The organism is Halobacillus sp. Nhm2S1, from assembly GCF_019599545.1.
GTDB lineage: Bacteria > Bacillota > Bacilli > Bacillales > Halobacillaceae > Halobacillus.
Genome location: NZ_JAIEZV010000004.1, coordinates 376,500 through 394,649, shown reverse-complemented (window position 1 = coordinate 394,649; position 18,150 = coordinate 376,500). Strand labels below are relative to the sequence as shown.

Genomic DNA, 18,150 nt, shown 5'->3' with positions numbered 1-18,150 from the left:
ATGAAGAGAGATGAAATTAAGTTCAATCAAACACGTTGGACGAAACGATCCCATCCTAAACCATTGAAAACAAAGGAAGAGAGTGGAAAAGATATTCCTCCCCGTCATTTTCAATTCGAGGAAGATCTCTCAACTTCAATTGATCACCATAACATCTATTCTCCTTACAACTCAGGTGGAGAAATGCCTAGACCCGTCATTTCCCCACCTTCCAAAATTTTGGATGAAGACACGGAAAAACATGTGTTAGCGGAGAACAGAAAACGGATGTCCTCGTTCCGGGAGGATCAGAAGTCCATAGTCGAAGGTACGGGTAACGAGAATGATTTCTTTGATGAATCCTTAGACCATTCTTCCATGAAGTCCGATAGGGAAAGGAAGAAAAACAACCCGTTTCTTCCGGAAATACTAGCATTACTAAAAGAGGGTCCTAGTCCAGACTGGAGCTCTATGAACGATCCACAAGAGATGATAGAAAATGATCGCCAAGACTACTCCATCTTGACGGATATCGTGTCTTCCATGGAAGAGTCCTCGGACCATCGGCAGGAATTTAAGGATCATTACCATGCTCAGAAAAATATCATTTTGGAAGACGAAGACTTCGGTTATCCAAAGGAAGACATGTCAATTGAAAAGCCAGGGAATGAACACACATCTGACAACTTACGTCATGAGGTGTTCTCCATGCTGGATGAATCCAGTTCGTGGTCAGAAAAAATCGAATGGTCTTTCGAGGAGGAAGAATCTTCTCTGATTCTCCCTGCTCTGGATGAAAGCCCATCTTATACGCCGCTGGAATGGGGAGAAGAATCTCTATGTGAGCACGAGCAGGAAGTGATGGAAAGTTCCTCTTCTTTGGAAAGCCTTTGTGAAGAAGTGGAAGAATTGTCGAGCCCCTTATGGAACATGACCGTGAAAGTGCCCGTCTTATTGTCTACGAAGATCGTTGAAGTGAACCTTATGGAAACGTTGGATATTCCTGATGATCTCTGTGAAGTCATAGAAATACATTTATCTATTCACTCTCAAAATGAAACGGTTGTTCTGCCATCTTCTTATGTTTTTCTTAGCGGTGTACTCATGGTGAAGGTCATTTATGACAATGGAGAATCATTGCAGCAACTTAAACAGACAATACCTTGGGAGAAGACAGAATGTGTAGATTGGAAGATCAAGCCGCAGATCCCTTATGCAGATCGAAAGGAATATACGTTTGAGTGTGCCGGGACAGGGAACGTCCATTATGAGTTTGTTCAAACCTTTGCTGATCCGGTAGAAGTAGAAGCTCAGAGTGTACAGTTTATCAGTTATAGCGATGCCTCTGTCACGGATGGGAAACTCCATATTGAAGGTTCTGCTCAAATCCTCTATGATCTTTATCAGAAACAATATGTACGTATATAATACTATTAAATAAGAGATGCCCCATTTAGGAGCATCTCTTATTTGTTATTGGCCGATGATTTTTCGGAAGCGGCTGTAAACCGTTTCTTGTTGTTGAGTGGTTGAAGCCTGAGCTTCTTCTCCTCCACCGTTATCGCCATTTGGTGGAACTGATGGGAATCCGAGGTCTTGTTGTTTCTGGGTTAATTTGATGACAAGGTTGATGTCCATTTTTTCCGTTACTTTGTTGAAACGGCCCCAGTTATCAAAATGATGCACGATGTCCCACTGGTTTACAGCAGAAGCAAGAAGCTTACATTTGATTGGCTGGTTGTAGATTTCGAACGTCAAAGAACCGAATTCGCAACGGTCGGCGCCCATGCCGTCTTTGGCAAGTTCACGGCGTTGGAGGACGTTGTCTTTCACGCTGTATGGGAAATCGAATGGATACTGGACGTCGTTTGCAAGTTCAACCTGATCGTATGCTTTGAACGGGATATCGATGCTGTAGTCTTTAACATATCCATACCCATCTTCCACATACTGGATGTTTTTGTGTACAACCCCTTCAACAAACAATTTCACGTACCCAGGGTTTCCGACAACAGGGATCGCTTTACACTGCGTCAAGGAAACGTTTTTCTCGATGTTTTTAATGGCTCTAGCATACGATGGTAGTTCGAAGTCCGCCTCAGTAAGAGACTGGATCAACACATCACCAAGAATGATTGTTTCTTCTGTATCATCCGAAGAAAACTCTTCTGATGCAGTGAAGAGACTCTTTGATTTGGCTACATCGCTCTTTAGAGGTGGACATTTTTTACCGTGTCCATAACCATTTCCGCATCCTGTATTTTTCCTCATATTGTTCACTCCTTCTATATTTTTGTCAAAAGTCTATCTTTCTTTCAGACAAGTTCCTTTCGACTCATTAATACTATATGTCTCTAATAGGGGAGGTGAATGGACGAGTGACGATAGGCTTTAAAAATAGGTGTTTTCTCTCTAAAACTATGAGATGGACGGTGTGAAAATTTCGGCCTATCAACCTTAGGAGAGTCTAATTCGGGAGGATTGGTCATAGGGTGAAAAAGAACAGCTTTGTCCATGACAGGGGGGATGCTATGGAGTGGAGTTTGTGGGTGATGGTCATGTCCGCGTTTGCAACAAGTGTCGGGGCTCTTCCTGTAATATTTATACGTTCCATTTCCCACAGGCGGATGGATAGCATTCTTGCTTATACAGCCGGGATTATGGTGGCTGCTTCGACGTATGGGTTGATCCCTGCTTCGCTGAAATTAACCAATTTGTATGTGCTGTGTTTTGGAGTTCTTGTGGGTGCCTTGTTATTGAACGTAATGGAATATTTGATCCCTCATATCGATCTTGACCATGATCGAAGTGATGTGAAACTGCCTCAGCAGGGACTTATGTTTGTTGCGGCTATGACGTTGCATAATATTCCGGAAGGTTTGTCTGTTGGAGCAAGCTTGGCGAGTGAAGTTGAAAATCTTGGACTTGTTGTCGCCTTATCGATGGGGTTGCAGAATGCTCCGGAAGGCTTTCTTGTCGCCTTGTTTTTATTAAATCAGGGGGTGCGCAAATCGTTAGGGGTGGCGATGGCTTTTTTAACAGGAGCCATTGAGTGCTTAGCTAGTGTTTTTGGCTTCTTTTTGGTTCATATCGCCTTATTTCTCGTTCCGTATGGTCTGGCCTTTGCTGCTGGAGCGATGTTATTCATCGTCTATAAAGAATTGATTCCGGAAACGCATGGTCATGGATATGAGAGGCTCGCTACATTTTCCTTTCTTTTGGGGCTTCTTAGTATGATTGGAGTGGTGGAATGGTTCCGGTAGCTACTCGTCATCTTTTCCATTACACTGATAGAAAAGGAAAAAAGGAGTGGAAGAGATGTACGAAGGTATTCACCACGTGTCCCTATTAGTGACGGATATTGAAAGAGCGAAGCATTTTTATGGAAATGTATTAGGGTTTGACGAAAGTCCGGATCGCCCTGACTTTGGTTTTCCTGGTGCCTGGTACCAGGTTGGTTCTACGCAGATCCATCTTATCGTACATAAGGAAGGGCGAACCTTCCGAGGAACGACAGAAATCGATTCCCGGGACGGGCATTTTGCAGTGAGGGTGAAAGATATCGAAGCTTTCCTTCATCGCCTGAAACAGCATGGGGTCGAAATGCTGAACAAGCCGGAAAACAAAACCGAATGGCATCAAGTGTACATTAGTGATCCGGATGGAAATATCATTGAGTTTAACAAATAGGAAAGGCAATCTTTCAAAAATATAAAAATGCTAGTGGAGGAGTTTGCTTCCTGACAGATAAATACACAATAAAAAAGGACTACAGCCCGACTTCGCCAGGGCAGTAGTCTTTTTTGTGTTATTTTTTTCCGTTTAAAATCTTATATTACGGTTATATATTTTTAAAAAATAGTTTTGTAGAGAGTTGGAGGGAAGGTTATGGGACAAGGAGAGAAGCGGCTGGGATTGATTACAGCGCCGGGGTACCCCAAAGAATTGGGGGAAGCTTTAGAGAAAGAACTGCCAGATCTCCTCAGCTATTATGTGGAAGACAATTATAACTGGCAAGTGGAATATACCGTCGATGCGCTTACAGGAGTTACGGAAAACTCAGAGGATGTTCTGAAAGCGACAATGGACAGAAGTGAAAAGAAAAACTGGGACTTTGCTGTATGTCTGACAGACCTGCCATTATTCAAAGGGAAGTTTCCTATTGTAGCGGAAGCGTATGAAGGTGGACATGTTGCTTTAATTAGTCTACCAGGTCTTGGATCAACGCCTATGATTAAAAGAGTCAGGGAGTCTATTTTACAACTTGTGAATGAAATCTATTATGGCAGTTCTGAAGAGGAGCGCCAGCAGGCAGAACAGCGGATACAGTCGAAAGAGGACGAGCAACATGAAGAATTGAAAAATAAAAGCTCAACAAGACTGATGGGGAAAAGGGGATTTGAATGGCTGTCGCCAATTCAGAGAGAAACCCCTCACGATGAGGATTCAAACATTGATGTCCGGTTCACGGTGAAGTCTCGGCTCAGTGGCGCGTTACGGTTGTTGACTGGTATGGTTCGTGCCAATCGTCCATGGTCTATGTTTCCGGCCTTCCTGAAAGTGATCGTTTTTGCTTTTACGACAGGTGCATATGCTCTGGTGTTCCCGACATTATGGAATCTGAGTAACAATTACGGCATATGGCGCATGTTTATGCTTTCGGTTGTTTCCATCGTAGCGATGGTCGGGTGGATCATCCTTGCTCATAAACTATGGGAAAAACCGAACGACAAGAGAGCACCGTATTTACGGAAGCTGTACAACGGGGCTACTGTGTTGACACTTTTGGTTTCTGTCAGTTTGTATTATGTGCTCCTGTTCTTTATCTTCTCCCTTGCGGTGATTGCCTTCATTCCCATGGGTATGTTGAAGTCACAGTTAGCGGGTGATGTAGGATACGTCAATTACTTTTATATCGCCTGGACCGCAACGAGTGTTTCTACAATTATCGGAGCGCTCGGTTCTGTGCTCGAAAAAGAAGAAGTTGTGCTCTCTGCCACTTATGGCTATCGTCAGCGGCAACGATATGAACAGATAAAGAAAGCAGAAGAGGAAGAGGAGCAAGAAGATGGGGGAGGAGAAGAAAACCCTCAAGAATTGAAGCGGGTGAAATGAAAAAGGACACATCTCTAATCGTTATATGAAAATTGTTTCTTTTAAGTTATGTATAAGGATTCAGCGGGTAGAAGGGGAGGAGAATCTTACATAACTTAGGAGGATTGGATGAGAAAGAAGTTGATCGACTATAAAATTTTTGTACCTTCATTAATCATCATGATTGGCATCAGTATTCCATTTGCCTTGTATGAGGCAGAGTCACTGGAACTGCTGAATGCCATTTTTGATTCCATCGTGAATAACTTCAGCTGGGGTTATCTTTGGTATGGTGTCATTTTAGTGGTAGCCGGGTTGTATTTATCCTTTTCTAAATATGGACAGGTGGTTCTTGGTGATCCTAAAGAAAAACCGCGCTTTACTTTATTTGAATATGCATCCATTTTAATTGCGATGGGTGTAGGTTCGACCATCATGCGGACGGGGATGCTGCAATGGACTTCTGTCGCTAATGATCCACCTGCCGGGGTGGAAGCAGGTTCCGCAGAAGCGTTGCTGTGGGGAAATGCTTACAGTATGTTTTTATGGGGGTTCCAGGTATTCGCCATTTTCGTCATGATTGCTCCTGCCATGGGGTACATTCTTCATGTCCGTAAGCGACCGTTGATGAGAATTTCAGAAGCCTGCCGGGTGTTGTTCGGCGATAAGTTTACCGATGGCCTCGGGGGCCGGATGCTGGATGTCCTGTTTTTAATCAGTATTCTTGCGGGGGCATCTGTAACGCTGGGTCTTGGAGCACCGATTATCACGCAGAATCTATCCCATTTGTTTGGAATTGATGTGAACTTCACACTGACGATTACGGTTACCATCATATGGGTGCTTTTATTCTCGCTGAGTGCTTACCTTGGCATCGAGCGTGGAATCAAGAGGTTGAGTACGTGGAACATGTATATCGCAGGTTTCTTTGCTGTGTTTATTTTAATTGGTGGACCTGGCGTGTTCATCCTCAACTATTTCTCGGATAGCGTATCGTTTTTATTATCCAATTATTTGAACATGTCCCTGAATACAGACTCTGTTCACCAGGGAGAAGCTTCACATATTCAGAGTAATACCGTATTCTGGTTTGCATACAGTGCCACATGGGCGATGCTGCACAGTGTCTTTGCCGCAAAGATATCCAGAGGGCGCACGATCAAGGAAATGATTTTGACATACTTGCTTGCGCCAACACTGATCTCCTGGATAGCCACAGGAGTGCTCGGTGGACTCGGTGTCCATCGCTATCTCTCTGGAGATCTTTCCGTATTGAATTTAGTGAAAGAAAATGATCGCATGGCTGCAATTCCGGATATTCTTTCTACACTTCCTTTCGGTGAAGTGGCCATCGTCATTTTTATGGTTGTGGCGCTCATTTTCTTGACGACAACATTAGATTCGACCACCTACACCGTAGCCGCCTACACAAGTACGAGAGATATGAGTAAATTTGAACCTCCGAAACTACTAAGGATCATCATCGCTGCGATCATCACTGGATTCGCTCTTGTTCTGATGAGGATTGGTGGATTGGCACCCCTGGAAGTCATTTCAGGATTGATGGGTCTACCTGTCATTATCATACAATTCATCCTCATTTACGCTGCAAAGCGGATGATCGATGAAGATCGCGCCTGGAGCAACAATATAAGATAAACCCAAAAACCTCTTCATAATTCTATGAAGAGGTTTTTTTGTGTGAGGGTGGCTTTCTGTTCATTTAGTCATGAATGTACTATGATGAAAATAAGGTATTTTTGTCTATATATGTAAAGGGGAGAGGTAAATATGAAGTGGTGGCGGTTCATGTTTGTAGGAATCGGTTTGATTTTACTAGTGGCCTGCTCGGAACAGCCGAAGCCTGGCGATGCTTTTCAATCCTATATGGATCACTGGGAGAATGGGGAATATGGACAAATGTATGAGGCGCTCAGTGAGAATTCCCAGCAACTCTTAAGCAAAGAGGATTTTGTCGATCGGTACACAACGATTTATGAAGGAATAGACATGGCAAACCTCTCATTTACATACGAACTTCCAGAGGAAGAACAAGAGTATGAAACGGAAGATACGCCTTCCTTTGAATTTGAAGGAGCGCTGGATTCGTTAGGAGGCTCGATTGAGTTTTCTCACACGGCCACCCTCGTCTATGAAGAAGGGGAGGAGAGTGACCGATGGACGGTGCAGTGGAACTCTTCGATGATTTTTCCTCAAATGGAAGAAGGAGATGAGGTAAGAGCATGGACCTTGGATCCTAAGCGTGGTGAAATTTTTGATGTGGATGGGGGACCGCTGGCTGTCAATGGAGGCGTCCTTGAGGTCGGTCTCGTACCGGGCAGGATGGAAGAGCACACGGAAGAGGAAAAAGAAACACTGAAACAAACGGTTGCTGAGATTTTGGATACAACCGTAGAGGACATTGACCAGCAGTTGAATCAATCCTGGGTCACGGCAGATACGTTTGTACCTGTGGGGTCTGTAGCTGAAAATGATCAAAAGACTAAAGAGGCTCTAGAAGATGATGAATTACCAAGAGGTGTGAAACTTCAGCCTAATCCAGATGCAAGAAGCTATCCTTTAGGAGAAGCTGCTGCTCACTTAATTGGGTATATAGGTCCGATACAAGCAGAAGAACTTGAAGAATTGAAGGATGAAGGCTACACAGCTGCCGATCAACTTGGGAAGACAGGACTTGAAAGTGTTCTTGAAGATCAATTGAGAGGTGAAGAAGGCGGAAAAGTCGTCATACAGACTGAGGCTGGAGAAACGAAAGAAGTCTTAGCTGAAACAGCGGCGAAGGACGGAAAGGATTTCGACCTGACGATATCATCAGATGTTCAAAGAACTCTTCATAAACAATTGTCAGGAGAATCAGGGGCAGCTTCTGCTGTAAATCCAACGACAGGCGATATCCTTGCTCTTGTCAGTGCCCCTGCTTATGATCCAAATGCGATTGTCCTCGGGCGCGACGAAAAGTCGACCTTGAACAAATTCAACCGCACCTATTCCCCTGGATCGACATTCAAGCCGATCACCGCAGCCATCGGTCTCGAACAAGGAGTCATTACACCAGAAGAAGAACTCTCAATTAAAGGGACCACGTTTGAACAGAACGGATACAAAGTGACAAGAGTACCAGGGGCAGCCGAAGACGAAAGTGTGAATCTAAGAGACGCGCTTGTCCGTTCCGATAATATCTATTTCGCACGCAAAATCCTGGGAATTGGCGGGGAAACCTTCCTTGAAAAGGCTCGTGAGTTTGGGTTTGGGGAGGATCTTCCGTTGACTTTCCCCATCGAAGCTTCTCAATTGTTAAATGGAGAAGCCTTCAAACGGGATGCTTTACTCGGTGACACTGGCTTCGGCCAGGGCGAAATCCAAATGAGCAGTCTTCACTTAGCGCTCACTTATACCCCTTTCGCGACAGGTGGAGACGTCATGAAACCAAGGTTGCTCTCTTCAGAACAAGAGGGGCAAGTATGGCATGAAAACGTGATGAGTGAAGATACGGCTTCGATCGTACGAGAGGATTTGAAAGCTGTTGTGGATGATCCGGCAGGGACAGCTCATGAGCCTGTTGTAGAAGGGTTGAGTCTCGCTGGTAAAACGGGGACGGCAGAATTGAAGCAGTCCAAGGATGAGGAAGGACAGGAAAATGGATGGTTCATCGCTTGGGATCCGGAAAGTCAGGATCTTATGGTGTCGATGATGATTGAAGATGCTGAAGGTGGAAGTCACTATGTTGTGCCGAAAGTGAAAAAAGTATTTGAGGAGTTACAGTAATACAAAAGGTTCTTCCGTAAACGGAAGAACCTTTTGTCATTTGTCTATCTCTTTTGTATCTGTTCTTAACGGTTTTGGATGCTCACTTCTACGGGTTGAATATCCAAGTAGACATTCAAGAAAGAGTAGTCATCCTTGTTACCATCCTTGTATCCCCAGAATCCTTCTGTGCCTTCTCCTTCTCTAAAGGTCAGTTCGAAACCTTTCCCTTTATTAAAACTATAGCTTTTCACCTGTGTTTCACGAACGTTATCCAATAGAGCATAAGATAAATATTTGTTTAATTCTGCATGAGGAGTCAACACACCTGAGTGTGGAGCAGCCTCATAATCGAAATACTCATAGTCTGTTGTCGATACCTTATGATCACTAATAGAGAATTTTTCCGTATCAAGATTCAATTGATCACCAGAAGTAAGCCAGGATAGACGAATATTTTCGTCACCTTCCCATACAGCACTTTCTTCTTGAGTGTTCACATCAATGACCGAAACGCCGGCGCGACCAACCACTTTTAGGGATTTTTCTTTGTTATCCAAAATTAAAGCTGTATCCTCATCAATTCCATAAGAATATTCATTCGTTTCTCCGAGAGCAGCATCTGTCCCAATCAAGCGGCCTATTCGGGCTTTATTATCAAAATGTTGATCGATGATCCCATACGGGAAGAAGCCAAGACCTTTCTCAAGGTAAGTGGGTCCGCCTTCTTGCTGAGACATGCTGTCATAGGTTTTTGTGAATCCTTTGCTTAATGTATCAAAGCTTCCTCCACCGGCGATCATCACGTCGCTCATAATGGCTGCCCCTGCACTAGTCCCTCCTAATACAGCGCCTTTTTCGTAAATTTCCCACAAACTTTCCAGTACTTTAGATTGTGATCCATCCTCATTCAATAAGGCATCGGTAATATCCGTCTGATCTCCACCGACGAACCATATGGCGTCATAGCTTTTCACATCTTCTGCCAAACGATCATCATTCTTATTCTCCAACCAAAGGCTTTCATCTTCTTTTGTGTTTTTAAAATCATGATTGGATAGAGGGATGATTTCTATCTTTTCTGAACCGACTCCATAAGAAATTAAATCTTGCCGGAATTGGTGGGAACTCTTAAGACTTGAACTTGCAGCAGGGATGATTCCATATTTCCCACTTTCTCCAGCTCTTTCAATAAACGCTTGGTAAACTTCTGCGTTTGAGCTTCCCAAAGCACCACCCGCCATGATGAGCATTCCTTTGGTATCAGGATTGAAGGAATAGTCCGGCATCGTGAACTGTGAGGGCTCGTATTCTTCGAATAGTTCCCCGTTTTCATTGAACTGTACGTTGATAGGGGTTACATTCATTGTGACGTGGGCAATGGAATAAGAATCTTTTTGACCATCTTTGTATCCCCAATACCCTTTCGTATCTGCCGTCTGATTAAAGGTAAGTTCATATCCTTCTCCTGTACTGTCATAGAGATAACTTTCCACTTCACCGGCTGCCTCGTTATCTACAAGAGAGTAGGAAAGGTAATTGGGTAATGTACCATAGGAAGTCAGCACACCCGTAGCAGGTAGAGGTTCAAAGTTGAAATACTCATAACCTGTTGTTTCGAGATTGCGTGCTTCATCTATGTGAAAGCTTTTATCTTGTACGTTCACTTGATCACCAGCTGCCAAATAGCTTAGGTCCAATTCTTTTATGGACTCTCCGTCAACAGCAGCATGGGACACATCAAGGACTGTGACAGTACTTCTGCCAATCACTTCAATGGTTTGTTTTTCATTGGATACAACCATTGCCGTGTCTTCGTCAATTCCATAAGCATAGTTCCCCTGGTCTTCATACTTCAGTGCAGTGGCTGTTAATCTGCCAAGCCTTGATCGTTCATTAAAATGTTGGTCCACAATCCCCCATTGAAAGAAACCGAGACCTTGTTCTATGAAAACAGGCACAGATTCTTCATCAGGGTTTGAGATATCTTCGTAAATGAATGATTGATTGAATCCGCCAAGACTGTCTCCCCCTGTGATCATGACGTCACTCATAATGGCAGCACCTGCGCTTGTCCCACCAAGAACGGCTCCGTCTTGGTAAATGTCCCATATAGCATCAAGGGCTTTCGTGTTCTTTCCATTTGCCTTGAGAAGAGTGTCTGTAATTTTCAATTGATCTCCCCCAACAAACCAAATGCCTGTTAGTTGCTTGATTTGATCGGCAACTTTATTTTTTTGTGCGTTGCTTTTCCATTTCCGTTCGTTTGCCTCCGTATCCTTGAAGTCACGGTTTGATAATTCTAAAATTTCTACACTAGAAGGATTCACCCCGTAGGTAATCATATCTTCTTTGAATTGTATGGAAGACTTCAGGGAACCGGAAGCGGCAGGTATGATGCCAATGCGCGCATCATCTTCTCCCCCGGCGAGATGGATGAATTCCTTGTAGACGTCACTGTTGCTTGAGCCAAGGGCTCCGCCAACAATGACCAGGTTTCCTTTAATCGGGCTTTTTTCGCTTTTCATCGCTGAGACGCCAGGAACGAAGGACGAAAAAGTTAAAGCGGTGACGAATACTATAAGCAGCCATTTTCGATTGTACATCATACATGCTCCTTTCAAATTTTCGTTTCAATACTTAACAAGCAATTTTCATGCCAAACAGAGGAGGCACTATGAATAAGGGGAATGTGGTTTATTGGTTATTACTGGTTGTTATTGGAAATGTAAAAAGACACCCATTATGCTTAAATAAATGGGCAGGGACATCGTTTTTCGAATAGTGAGGATCACCAAAAAAGTATTTTGAAAATTCCAATTAAAAACGTGTGATTAGGGTATGGTAGAGTACTAGGACTTATGCCGAGCGGTGGCGTATGTTGTAATAATCTGTTAGTTTTAGAGAGAGCGAGTTCCTGGTATCTTTGGAACTAGATAAGGATGTGAAAGTTAGTGGATGAGTTAGCGTACCTGATGATCTTTTTTGTTTTTGTGCTCGTTGTAGGTCTTTGGGAGAAATATAAGCTTGATCGCCGGCTGAAAAAAATTCCTACTCGGATTCTCGTAAACGGAATTCGGGGGAAGTCGACGGTCACTCGTCTTGTTATGGGAATTTTGAAACAAGACGGGCGGAAAGTGGTTGGAAAAACGACTGGGACGTCGGCACGGATGTTTTATTGGGATCAGGATGAGGAAGAGCCGATCGTCCGTGGTCTGCAGGGCCCGAATATTAATGAACAAATGAGGATTACGGAACAAGTGGTGAAACGACGGGCAGATGCTTTTGTCAGTGAATGTATGGCTGTAAACCCTGAATATCAGAAGGTCTTTCAGGAGCGGCTGGTGAAAGCGAATATTACCATCATCGCCAATGTCATTGAAGACCATATGGATGTCATGGGCCCGACTCTTGATGATATTGCGGAAGCTTTCAGTTCGACCATTCCGGAAAACGGCTATGTCATCATACCGGAAACACCATATCAGAAGTATTTTGAAAAAGTCGCGCGCCGGAAGAATTCGAAGGTCGTCGTTGCTGATGAAAGCTGGATCGATGAATCGTACTTACAAAAGTTCCCGTTCATGATTTTCCCTCAAAACGCAGCCCTTGCAATGGCTGTTGCTGAAATATTGGATATCGATCGGGAAATCGCGCTTGAAGGAATGCTTCAGGCACCCGTCGACCCGGGAGCCATGCGTGTGCACCGTTTCGGTAAAGAGGAAGCGCCTAAATACTTCTTCAACGGCTTCGCGGCCAATGATACGACATCAACGTTGAATATTTGGGAAAGAATTCAACAGTTGGATTATCCTGATCAAGAGCGTACGGTCGTCATGAGCTGTCGGAGTGACAGAGTGGAGCGGACGATCGATTTCGCAGAAAATGTCCTGCCCCATATTGAAATGGAGCGGTTGATTGTCATGGGAGAAAGTGTCTGGCCGATTACCAAAGCCTATGAAGAAGGAAAAATCAGGCCTCTTAATCTCATAAACTTAGAAAAAGCATCGACGGAAGTTGTTGTCGATCATTTAAAAGAGCTTCCGGATGATAGTGTCATTTACGGAATCGGAAACATCGTCGGAGCTGGTGAGAAAGTGGCGGCGGCTGTCGAAGAGCTTGAATTCCGTCCATCTCCTCGAGAAGAAACGGGCTGGGATGTCATCGAAGAGTCGGAAGAGAGCCGATCTTTTTCTCGTAAAGTTTTACAGACGAACAAATAATGTAGGGAGTTGGAGTCCACGTGTTCGGTACTGATTTATATATCGCGATTGTCATTGGTGTAATATTAAGTTTGTTGTATGCAGAGAAAACTGGGATCGTGCCCGCGGGATTGGTTGTCCCGGGCTACATAGCTTTGATATTCGATCAAGTGATGTACGTGTTAGCTGTTGGGTTGATCAGCTTGGTTACATACTTACTCGTTTCTCAAGTTCTATCAAGGTTTACGGTTCTTTACGGTCGTCGTAAATTTGCTGCGATGTTGACCGTCGGGGTTTTGATGAAGATGTCGATGGATTATTTATATCCCCTCACCCCATTTCCTGTCATGGAATTAAGGGGGATCGGAGTCATTGTCCCTGGATTGATCGCAAATTCGATACAAAAGCAGGGAGTGCTGCCTACGTTCAGTGCCACTTTCCTGATTGCCTTCGCAACATTTGTATTGATTACCGCGTACCATTTGATTTAGAGGAGATTTTTCAATGGAAGAAAAAGATCTTAAATATAAGATGAAAGTATGGACGAAGAAGCACAAAAAGAAAGCGCCCCTCCATTCTATGGTGCTCGCAGTTTTATTGGCTGTGCCTTTCCTCGGTCATCAATGGATCGATAAGCCTGAGATGCCCGAAGATACACGTCCGGATGATGTGGAGTTCAGAATTTCGATGGTCGGGGATATGATGCTTGGGCGTCACGTCCGTGATGCGGCTGTGAGAAGTGGAGAACCGATTGGCCGTGTGTTTGACTATGTAACTCCATACTTTGATGAGTCTGATTATGTCACAGGGAACTTTGAAAACCCGGTTATTGATGCAGAAAACCCTGAAGTTGAGGCCGTCATGGAAGATTTTGAACTGCGTAATAAGGATATTCATTTGTATGCAGAAAAAGGAGCCGAAGAGGCGCTGGTGGATGCTGGTTTTGACTCTGTCAATCTAGCAAACAACCATATGATGGACTATGGAAACCTTTCATTAGAAGAAACCCTTAAACATATGGAAGACCTCGACCTTGATCTGCTGGGAATCGGCCGGGCCCTGGACCCTGCTGAAGGAATGTTTGAGGAAGAGGAAACATTGACCGATGCGGGTGAAATTCATTATTTTGATGCGAACGGAAGAAATGTCGCGATTCTAGGGTTCACGGATGTATTCGTACAAGGTTACAGTGCCAGTGAATACGTTGGCGGGGTTTTGACAAATGCTGGTCTAGGCGTTTTGCAAAGTCGTATTCGTGAAGCGAAAGAGCAGGCAGACATCGTCATGGTCCATACGCACTGGGGAGATGAATACCAAGTCGGTTCCAATGATACACAGGAAACGCTTGCGTATTTGATGACCGATATGGGGGCGGATGTGATTATCGGCCACCACTCTCATGTGCTTGAGCCAATCACTCGTGTACATATCGAGAGAGACCCTGATGACCCGCAAAGTGAAGATAAGACTTCAATCGTCATGAACAGTCTCGGGAATTTCGTCTTTGACCAGGGCTGGTCGCGTACGAAAGACTCGACACTCGCTCAACTTGACTTTTTACAAAATGGGGGAGCGGAACTCTCCTTCGTCCCAATGCAAATATCCGATACGAGACCGAGAGAAACAGAAGGAATTTTGAAGCCATTCCGCGATTACCGTATTTTCCGCACGCTTAGAAAAGAACTGGACGATGAACTATGGCGGATGGAAGACGGCAGACTTGTAATCGATTTGAAAAAAGCTGGCGTCATTGAAGGATAGGAGGTCCACAGGTTTGAATGATTTAAAAGTGACCTATATACTAGCCGGCATCATTTTTGTCGGCTTAGTTGGATGGAATGTTTATTTTGAAGAAGAGTTTGACCAGTTCCGTGAACCTTATGAAGTCCAAGGTCGTGAGGAGACGGTTGAAGTGGATACTTCTTCAGAGGAAGAAGCTTTTGTGTATGGCGTCAGTGCTGTACATCCTCTCGCTGTAGAAGCGGGGATGAAGGTACTTAACGAGGGAGGGAATGCTGCTGAAGCAGCCATTGCCGTCTCCTTTGTGCTGAATGTCGTTGAACCTTATGGCTCCGGGATCGGCGGGGGTGGACAAATGATTGTCCACGAACCGGATGAAGGAGCCATCACGTACGATTACCGTGAAGCAGCTCCTGTCAGCGGGGCGCGTCCACAACGCGGAATTGCTATCCCTGGCTTTGTAAAAGGGATGGGGGAGGTTTATGAAGATTACGGAGGTCAAATGGAGTGGAATGAACTGCTCGAAGACGCCGTCACTCACAGTGAAGAAGGCATCAAAGTCGGGCGTATTTTCAATGAGCAGCTGCAAAACTCAAGACGTTTTATTCAATCTGGGAATGAAGACCCGGCTGTTTACAACATGTTTTATCCTGAAGATCGGCCGTTGCAGATCAACGATACCCTTGTTCAAGCAGAGCTTGCAGAGACTTTAAAGAAACTGCAACAAGAAGGGGCGGAATCTTTCTATGAAGGAGAAGTTGCTGACTCTCTTACCAGTCAACTCGGTTTTCAACCAGGTGACCTTGAAGCATATGAAGTCGGTAAACGTCCTGCACCAAAAGGTGAATTCAAAGGACAGACCTTGTATGCCGGCTCCTCTCCGACATCTGGCATTATTGTTATTCAGGCATTGAAGATGCTGGAACAGTTGGAAGCGAATCTGGATGAAGTTTTGGAAGAGGAATATGCCCTTTCAGGTGGCGGATGGCCTGCCTTTCTAGATGGAAATCTTCCTGAGAATATGGAACAGATCGTCAATGATCAACAATACGAAGATATTTATATCCACCTTGTGAACAAAATCGTCGACAAGGTCTACACCGATCGTGTGTACACCCTGGGCGACCCTGCATTTGAGGAAGTCGAGCAGGAAAAATTGACCTCTACGGAATATACAGAGCAGTTGTTTGAAGAAGAATTTTCTGTCGGTGGTGGTGCACTGACCAGTTTCGCGGATCTGTTCACCGCACCAGGTGAGAAAGCCGATCACCGCAATACGACGCACTTTGTTGTGGTCGATAAGGACGGGATGATGGTTTCTGCGACCAACTCACTGGGGAAATTCTTCGGCTCAGGCTTGTATATCGATGGTTTCTTTTTAAATCACCAAATGAACAATTTCGATACAGCGGAGGATTCCATGAACGCTTATGAACCAGGCAAACGCCCGCGTTCTTTCGTTTCGCCGATGATTTTCGAAAAAGATGGAAAAGCGGTGCTCGGCATCGGTTCTCCAGGTGGAAAAAGGATTCCGGCGATGCTGTTCCAAACCTTGATCCAGTACGAATATGGAAGGAATGAAGACACTGGTGAACAACTGACTTTACAGGAAGCCATCAGCCGCAGTCGTTTCTATACGGAAGATAACGTCGTCCATGTTGAAAACTTGATCGAGCAGCAGCCCATCGCCCGCTTAAGGGATTTGAAAGGCTACTCTGTGATTGAGCATGATTCTCCTGTTTTCTATGGCGGTATCCAGGGACTTGGGATCCGCACGAACGGGGACGTCCTCCAAATGTACGGGGGCGGAGATCCTCGACGTTTAGGCACGTGGCAGATTGGGAATCAGGATGGTATGGATGATGTGAGTACAGCGCAATAGATGAAAAAGGCCCCCCCCTTAACTGGAGGGGCCTTTTTTGGGTTAAACCGCAATATCTTTTTCAACTGCTTTTTTATCGTTGAAGCGCTCGAGATTCAAGGTCTTCATGACACGTGAGGTCAATGTTCCCGATGTCATCGCACCATTAACATTCAATGCTGTACGTCCCATGTCAATTAAAGGCTCAACCGAAATGAGTAACCCGGCAAGGGCGACTGGGAGGTTCATGGAAGAGAGCACGATTAATGCCGCAAATGTTGCTCCGCCACCGACACCAGCGACTCCAAATGAGCTGATGGCCACAATCAACACGAGCTGGATCAGGAATCCAGGACTCAATGGATCGATTCCGACAGAAGGGGCAATCATGACAGCGAGCATGGCTGGATAAATGCCGGCACAGCCATTTTGCCCGATGGTCGCACCGAAGGAAGCCGACATGTTTGCAACCCCTTCATCAACTCCGAGGCTGTTTTTCTGTGCAGAAATATTCAGTGGGATCGTACCTGCACTGGACCTTGATGTGAAGGCAAAGCTGAGAACAGGCAGTACTTTTCGTAAATAGGTGAAAGGATTTAACCCGAAAATTCCGATCAATATGAGGTGGATGATGAACATCACACCTAAGGCGACATAAGAAGCGAGTACGAATTTTCCTAATTCAAGGATTCCGGCTATATCTGTTTTCGCCACAGTGACAGCCATCAGTCCTAGAATGCCGATGGGAGTGAGGCGGAGCACAAGGGTGACGATCCGCATCACGACCGCGTAAAAGGAATTGACGATTTTGACAAACATTTCTGCTTGTTCCGGTTTTTTGCGACGCACGCCGAGAACAGCGATGCCGATGAAGGCAGAGAAAATGACCACCGCGATGGTAGACGTTGCCCGATCTCCTGTCATGTCAAGAAAAGGGTTCGCCGGTATAAATTCGAGAATCTTTTGAGGGGTGGACATATCCTGAACCTCTGTCAGTCGTTCTTCTAAATATAATCCCCGACTTTCTTCAGCTTGACCGGCTTCTATTTCACTTGCATCAAGATCAAACAAAAAGGAGCTACCGATTCCCACAAGTGCTGCAATTGCCGTTGTTCCTACGAGGACACCGATGATCCACAGAGATATTTTTCCTAGCTCTGAGGATTTTTCGAGATTGATAATGGATTGTATGATCGACACCATGATCAGCGGGATGACAATCATCATAAGCAAGCGTACATATCCACGTCCGGCTATGTTGTACCAATCCGTTGTCTGTGCGGTGATGCTGGAATCAGTTCCAAAAACGAACTGTAAGTACACACCTAAGAGCACCCCGAGGCCAAGCCCCGTAAAGACGCGTTTGCTGAAAGAGACGTGTTTTTGCTGCATACGGATGAGGACAAAAATAAGCGCTAAAATAAGAGCGATATTGACGATAACGAGAAATGTTTCCATGTTCTTACTACCTCCTTTTAAACGTTAGTTCATTAAACCGATTGAAATGGT

General features: G+C 44.8%; 13 protein-coding genes. 10 read left to right on the top strand and 3 right to left on the bottom strand.

What is annotated here, in order from left to right; genetic code table 11:
* Positions 1-1,407, top strand: a complete 1,407-nt coding sequence (locus K2225_RS17370; RefSeq protein WP_220585898.1) for a hypothetical protein — start codon at positions 1-3, stop codon at positions 1,405-1,407.
* A 45-nt stretch (positions 1,408-1,452) separates the two neighbouring features.
* Here the strand turns inward: K2225_RS17370 and K2225_RS17365 are convergent, their stop codons facing one another.
* Positions 1,453-2,250 (bottom strand): CsxC family protein, encoded by a 798-nt coding sequence (locus K2225_RS17365; RefSeq protein WP_220585897.1) that lies wholly within the window; start codon positions 2,248-2,250, stop codon positions 1,453-1,455.
* Positions 2,251-2,510: 260 nt separating this feature from the next.
* On the opposite strand from K2225_RS17365, the gene K2225_RS17360 reads away from it, so the two are divergent.
* From K2225_RS17360 to K2225_RS17340, 5 genes are all read left to right on the top strand, one after another.
* The gene (locus tag K2225_RS17360; RefSeq protein WP_220585896.1) at positions 2,511-3,242 is read left to right on the top strand and encodes a ZIP family metal transporter; all 732 of its coding nucleotides are present in this window, start codon (positions 2,511-2,513) and stop codon (positions 3,240-3,242) included.
* Between the two features lie 55 nt (positions 3,243-3,297).
* Complete coding sequence (locus K2225_RS17355; protein ID WP_220585895.1) at positions 3,298-3,669, top strand: VOC family protein; 372 nt, start codon at positions 3,298-3,300, stop codon at positions 3,667-3,669.
* A 198-nt stretch (positions 3,670-3,867) separates the two neighbouring features.
* Complete coding sequence (locus tag K2225_RS17350) at positions 3,868-5,094, top strand: MFS transporter (protein ID WP_220585894.1); 1,227 nt, start codon at positions 3,868-3,870, stop codon at positions 5,092-5,094.
* 108 nt (positions 5,095-5,202) lie between these two features.
* Entirely contained in the window at positions 5,203-6,732 is a 1,530-nt protein-coding gene (locus K2225_RS17345) for a BCCT family transporter (RefSeq protein ID WP_220585893.1), read from the top strand.
* A gap of 132 nt (positions 6,733-6,864) precedes the next feature.
* Positions 6,865-8,859 carry a penicillin-binding transpeptidase domain-containing protein gene (locus tag K2225_RS17340; RefSeq protein WP_220585892.1) on the top strand — a complete coding sequence of 665 codons (1,995 nt, stop codon included), beginning with the start codon at positions 6,865-6,867 and terminating at the stop codon, positions 8,857-8,859.
* Between the two features lie 65 nt (positions 8,860-8,924).
* On the opposite strand, the gene K2225_RS17335 is transcribed toward K2225_RS17340, so the two are convergent.
* The gene (locus tag K2225_RS17335; RefSeq protein WP_220585891.1) at positions 8,925-11,444 is read right to left on the bottom strand and encodes a cyanophycinase; all 2,520 of its coding nucleotides are present in this window, start codon (positions 11,442-11,444) and stop codon (positions 8,925-8,927) included.
* Between the two features lie 369 nt (positions 11,445-11,813).
* Between K2225_RS17335 and pgsB the strand changes: the two genes are divergently transcribed.
* From pgsB to K2225_RS17315, 4 genes are read left to right on the top strand one after another with little or no spacing between them, the layout of a single operon-like run.
* Positions 11,814-13,061, top strand: coding sequence for a poly-gamma-glutamate synthase PgsB (gene pgsB / locus K2225_RS17330; RefSeq protein ID WP_220586016.1), 1,248 nt, complete (start codon positions 11,814-11,816; stop codon positions 13,059-13,061).
* Positions 13,062-13,081: 20 nt separating this feature from the next.
* A complete protein-coding gene (gene pgsC, locus K2225_RS17325; protein ID WP_220585890.1) occupies positions 13,082-13,531 on the top strand; it encodes a poly-gamma-glutamate biosynthesis protein PgsC in 450 nt (149 codons plus the stop codon).
* 13 nt (positions 13,532-13,544) lie between these two features.
* Positions 13,545-14,801, top strand: coding sequence for a CapA family protein (locus K2225_RS17320; protein ID WP_220585889.1), 1,257 nt, complete (start codon positions 13,545-13,547; stop codon positions 14,799-14,801).
* Between the two features lie 13 nt (positions 14,802-14,814).
* Positions 14,815-16,662, top strand: a complete 1,848-nt coding sequence (locus K2225_RS17315; protein WP_220585888.1) for a gamma-glutamyltransferase family protein — start codon at positions 14,815-14,817, stop codon at positions 16,660-16,662.
* A gap of 42 nt (positions 16,663-16,704) precedes the next feature.
* On the opposite strand, the gene K2225_RS17310 is transcribed toward K2225_RS17315, so the two are convergent.
* The gene (locus tag K2225_RS17310; protein ID WP_220585887.1) at positions 16,705-18,099 is read right to left on the bottom strand and encodes an L-cystine transporter; all 1,395 of its coding nucleotides are present in this window, start codon (positions 18,097-18,099) and stop codon (positions 16,705-16,707) included.
* Between the last annotated feature and the right edge of the window lie 51 nt (positions 18,100-18,150).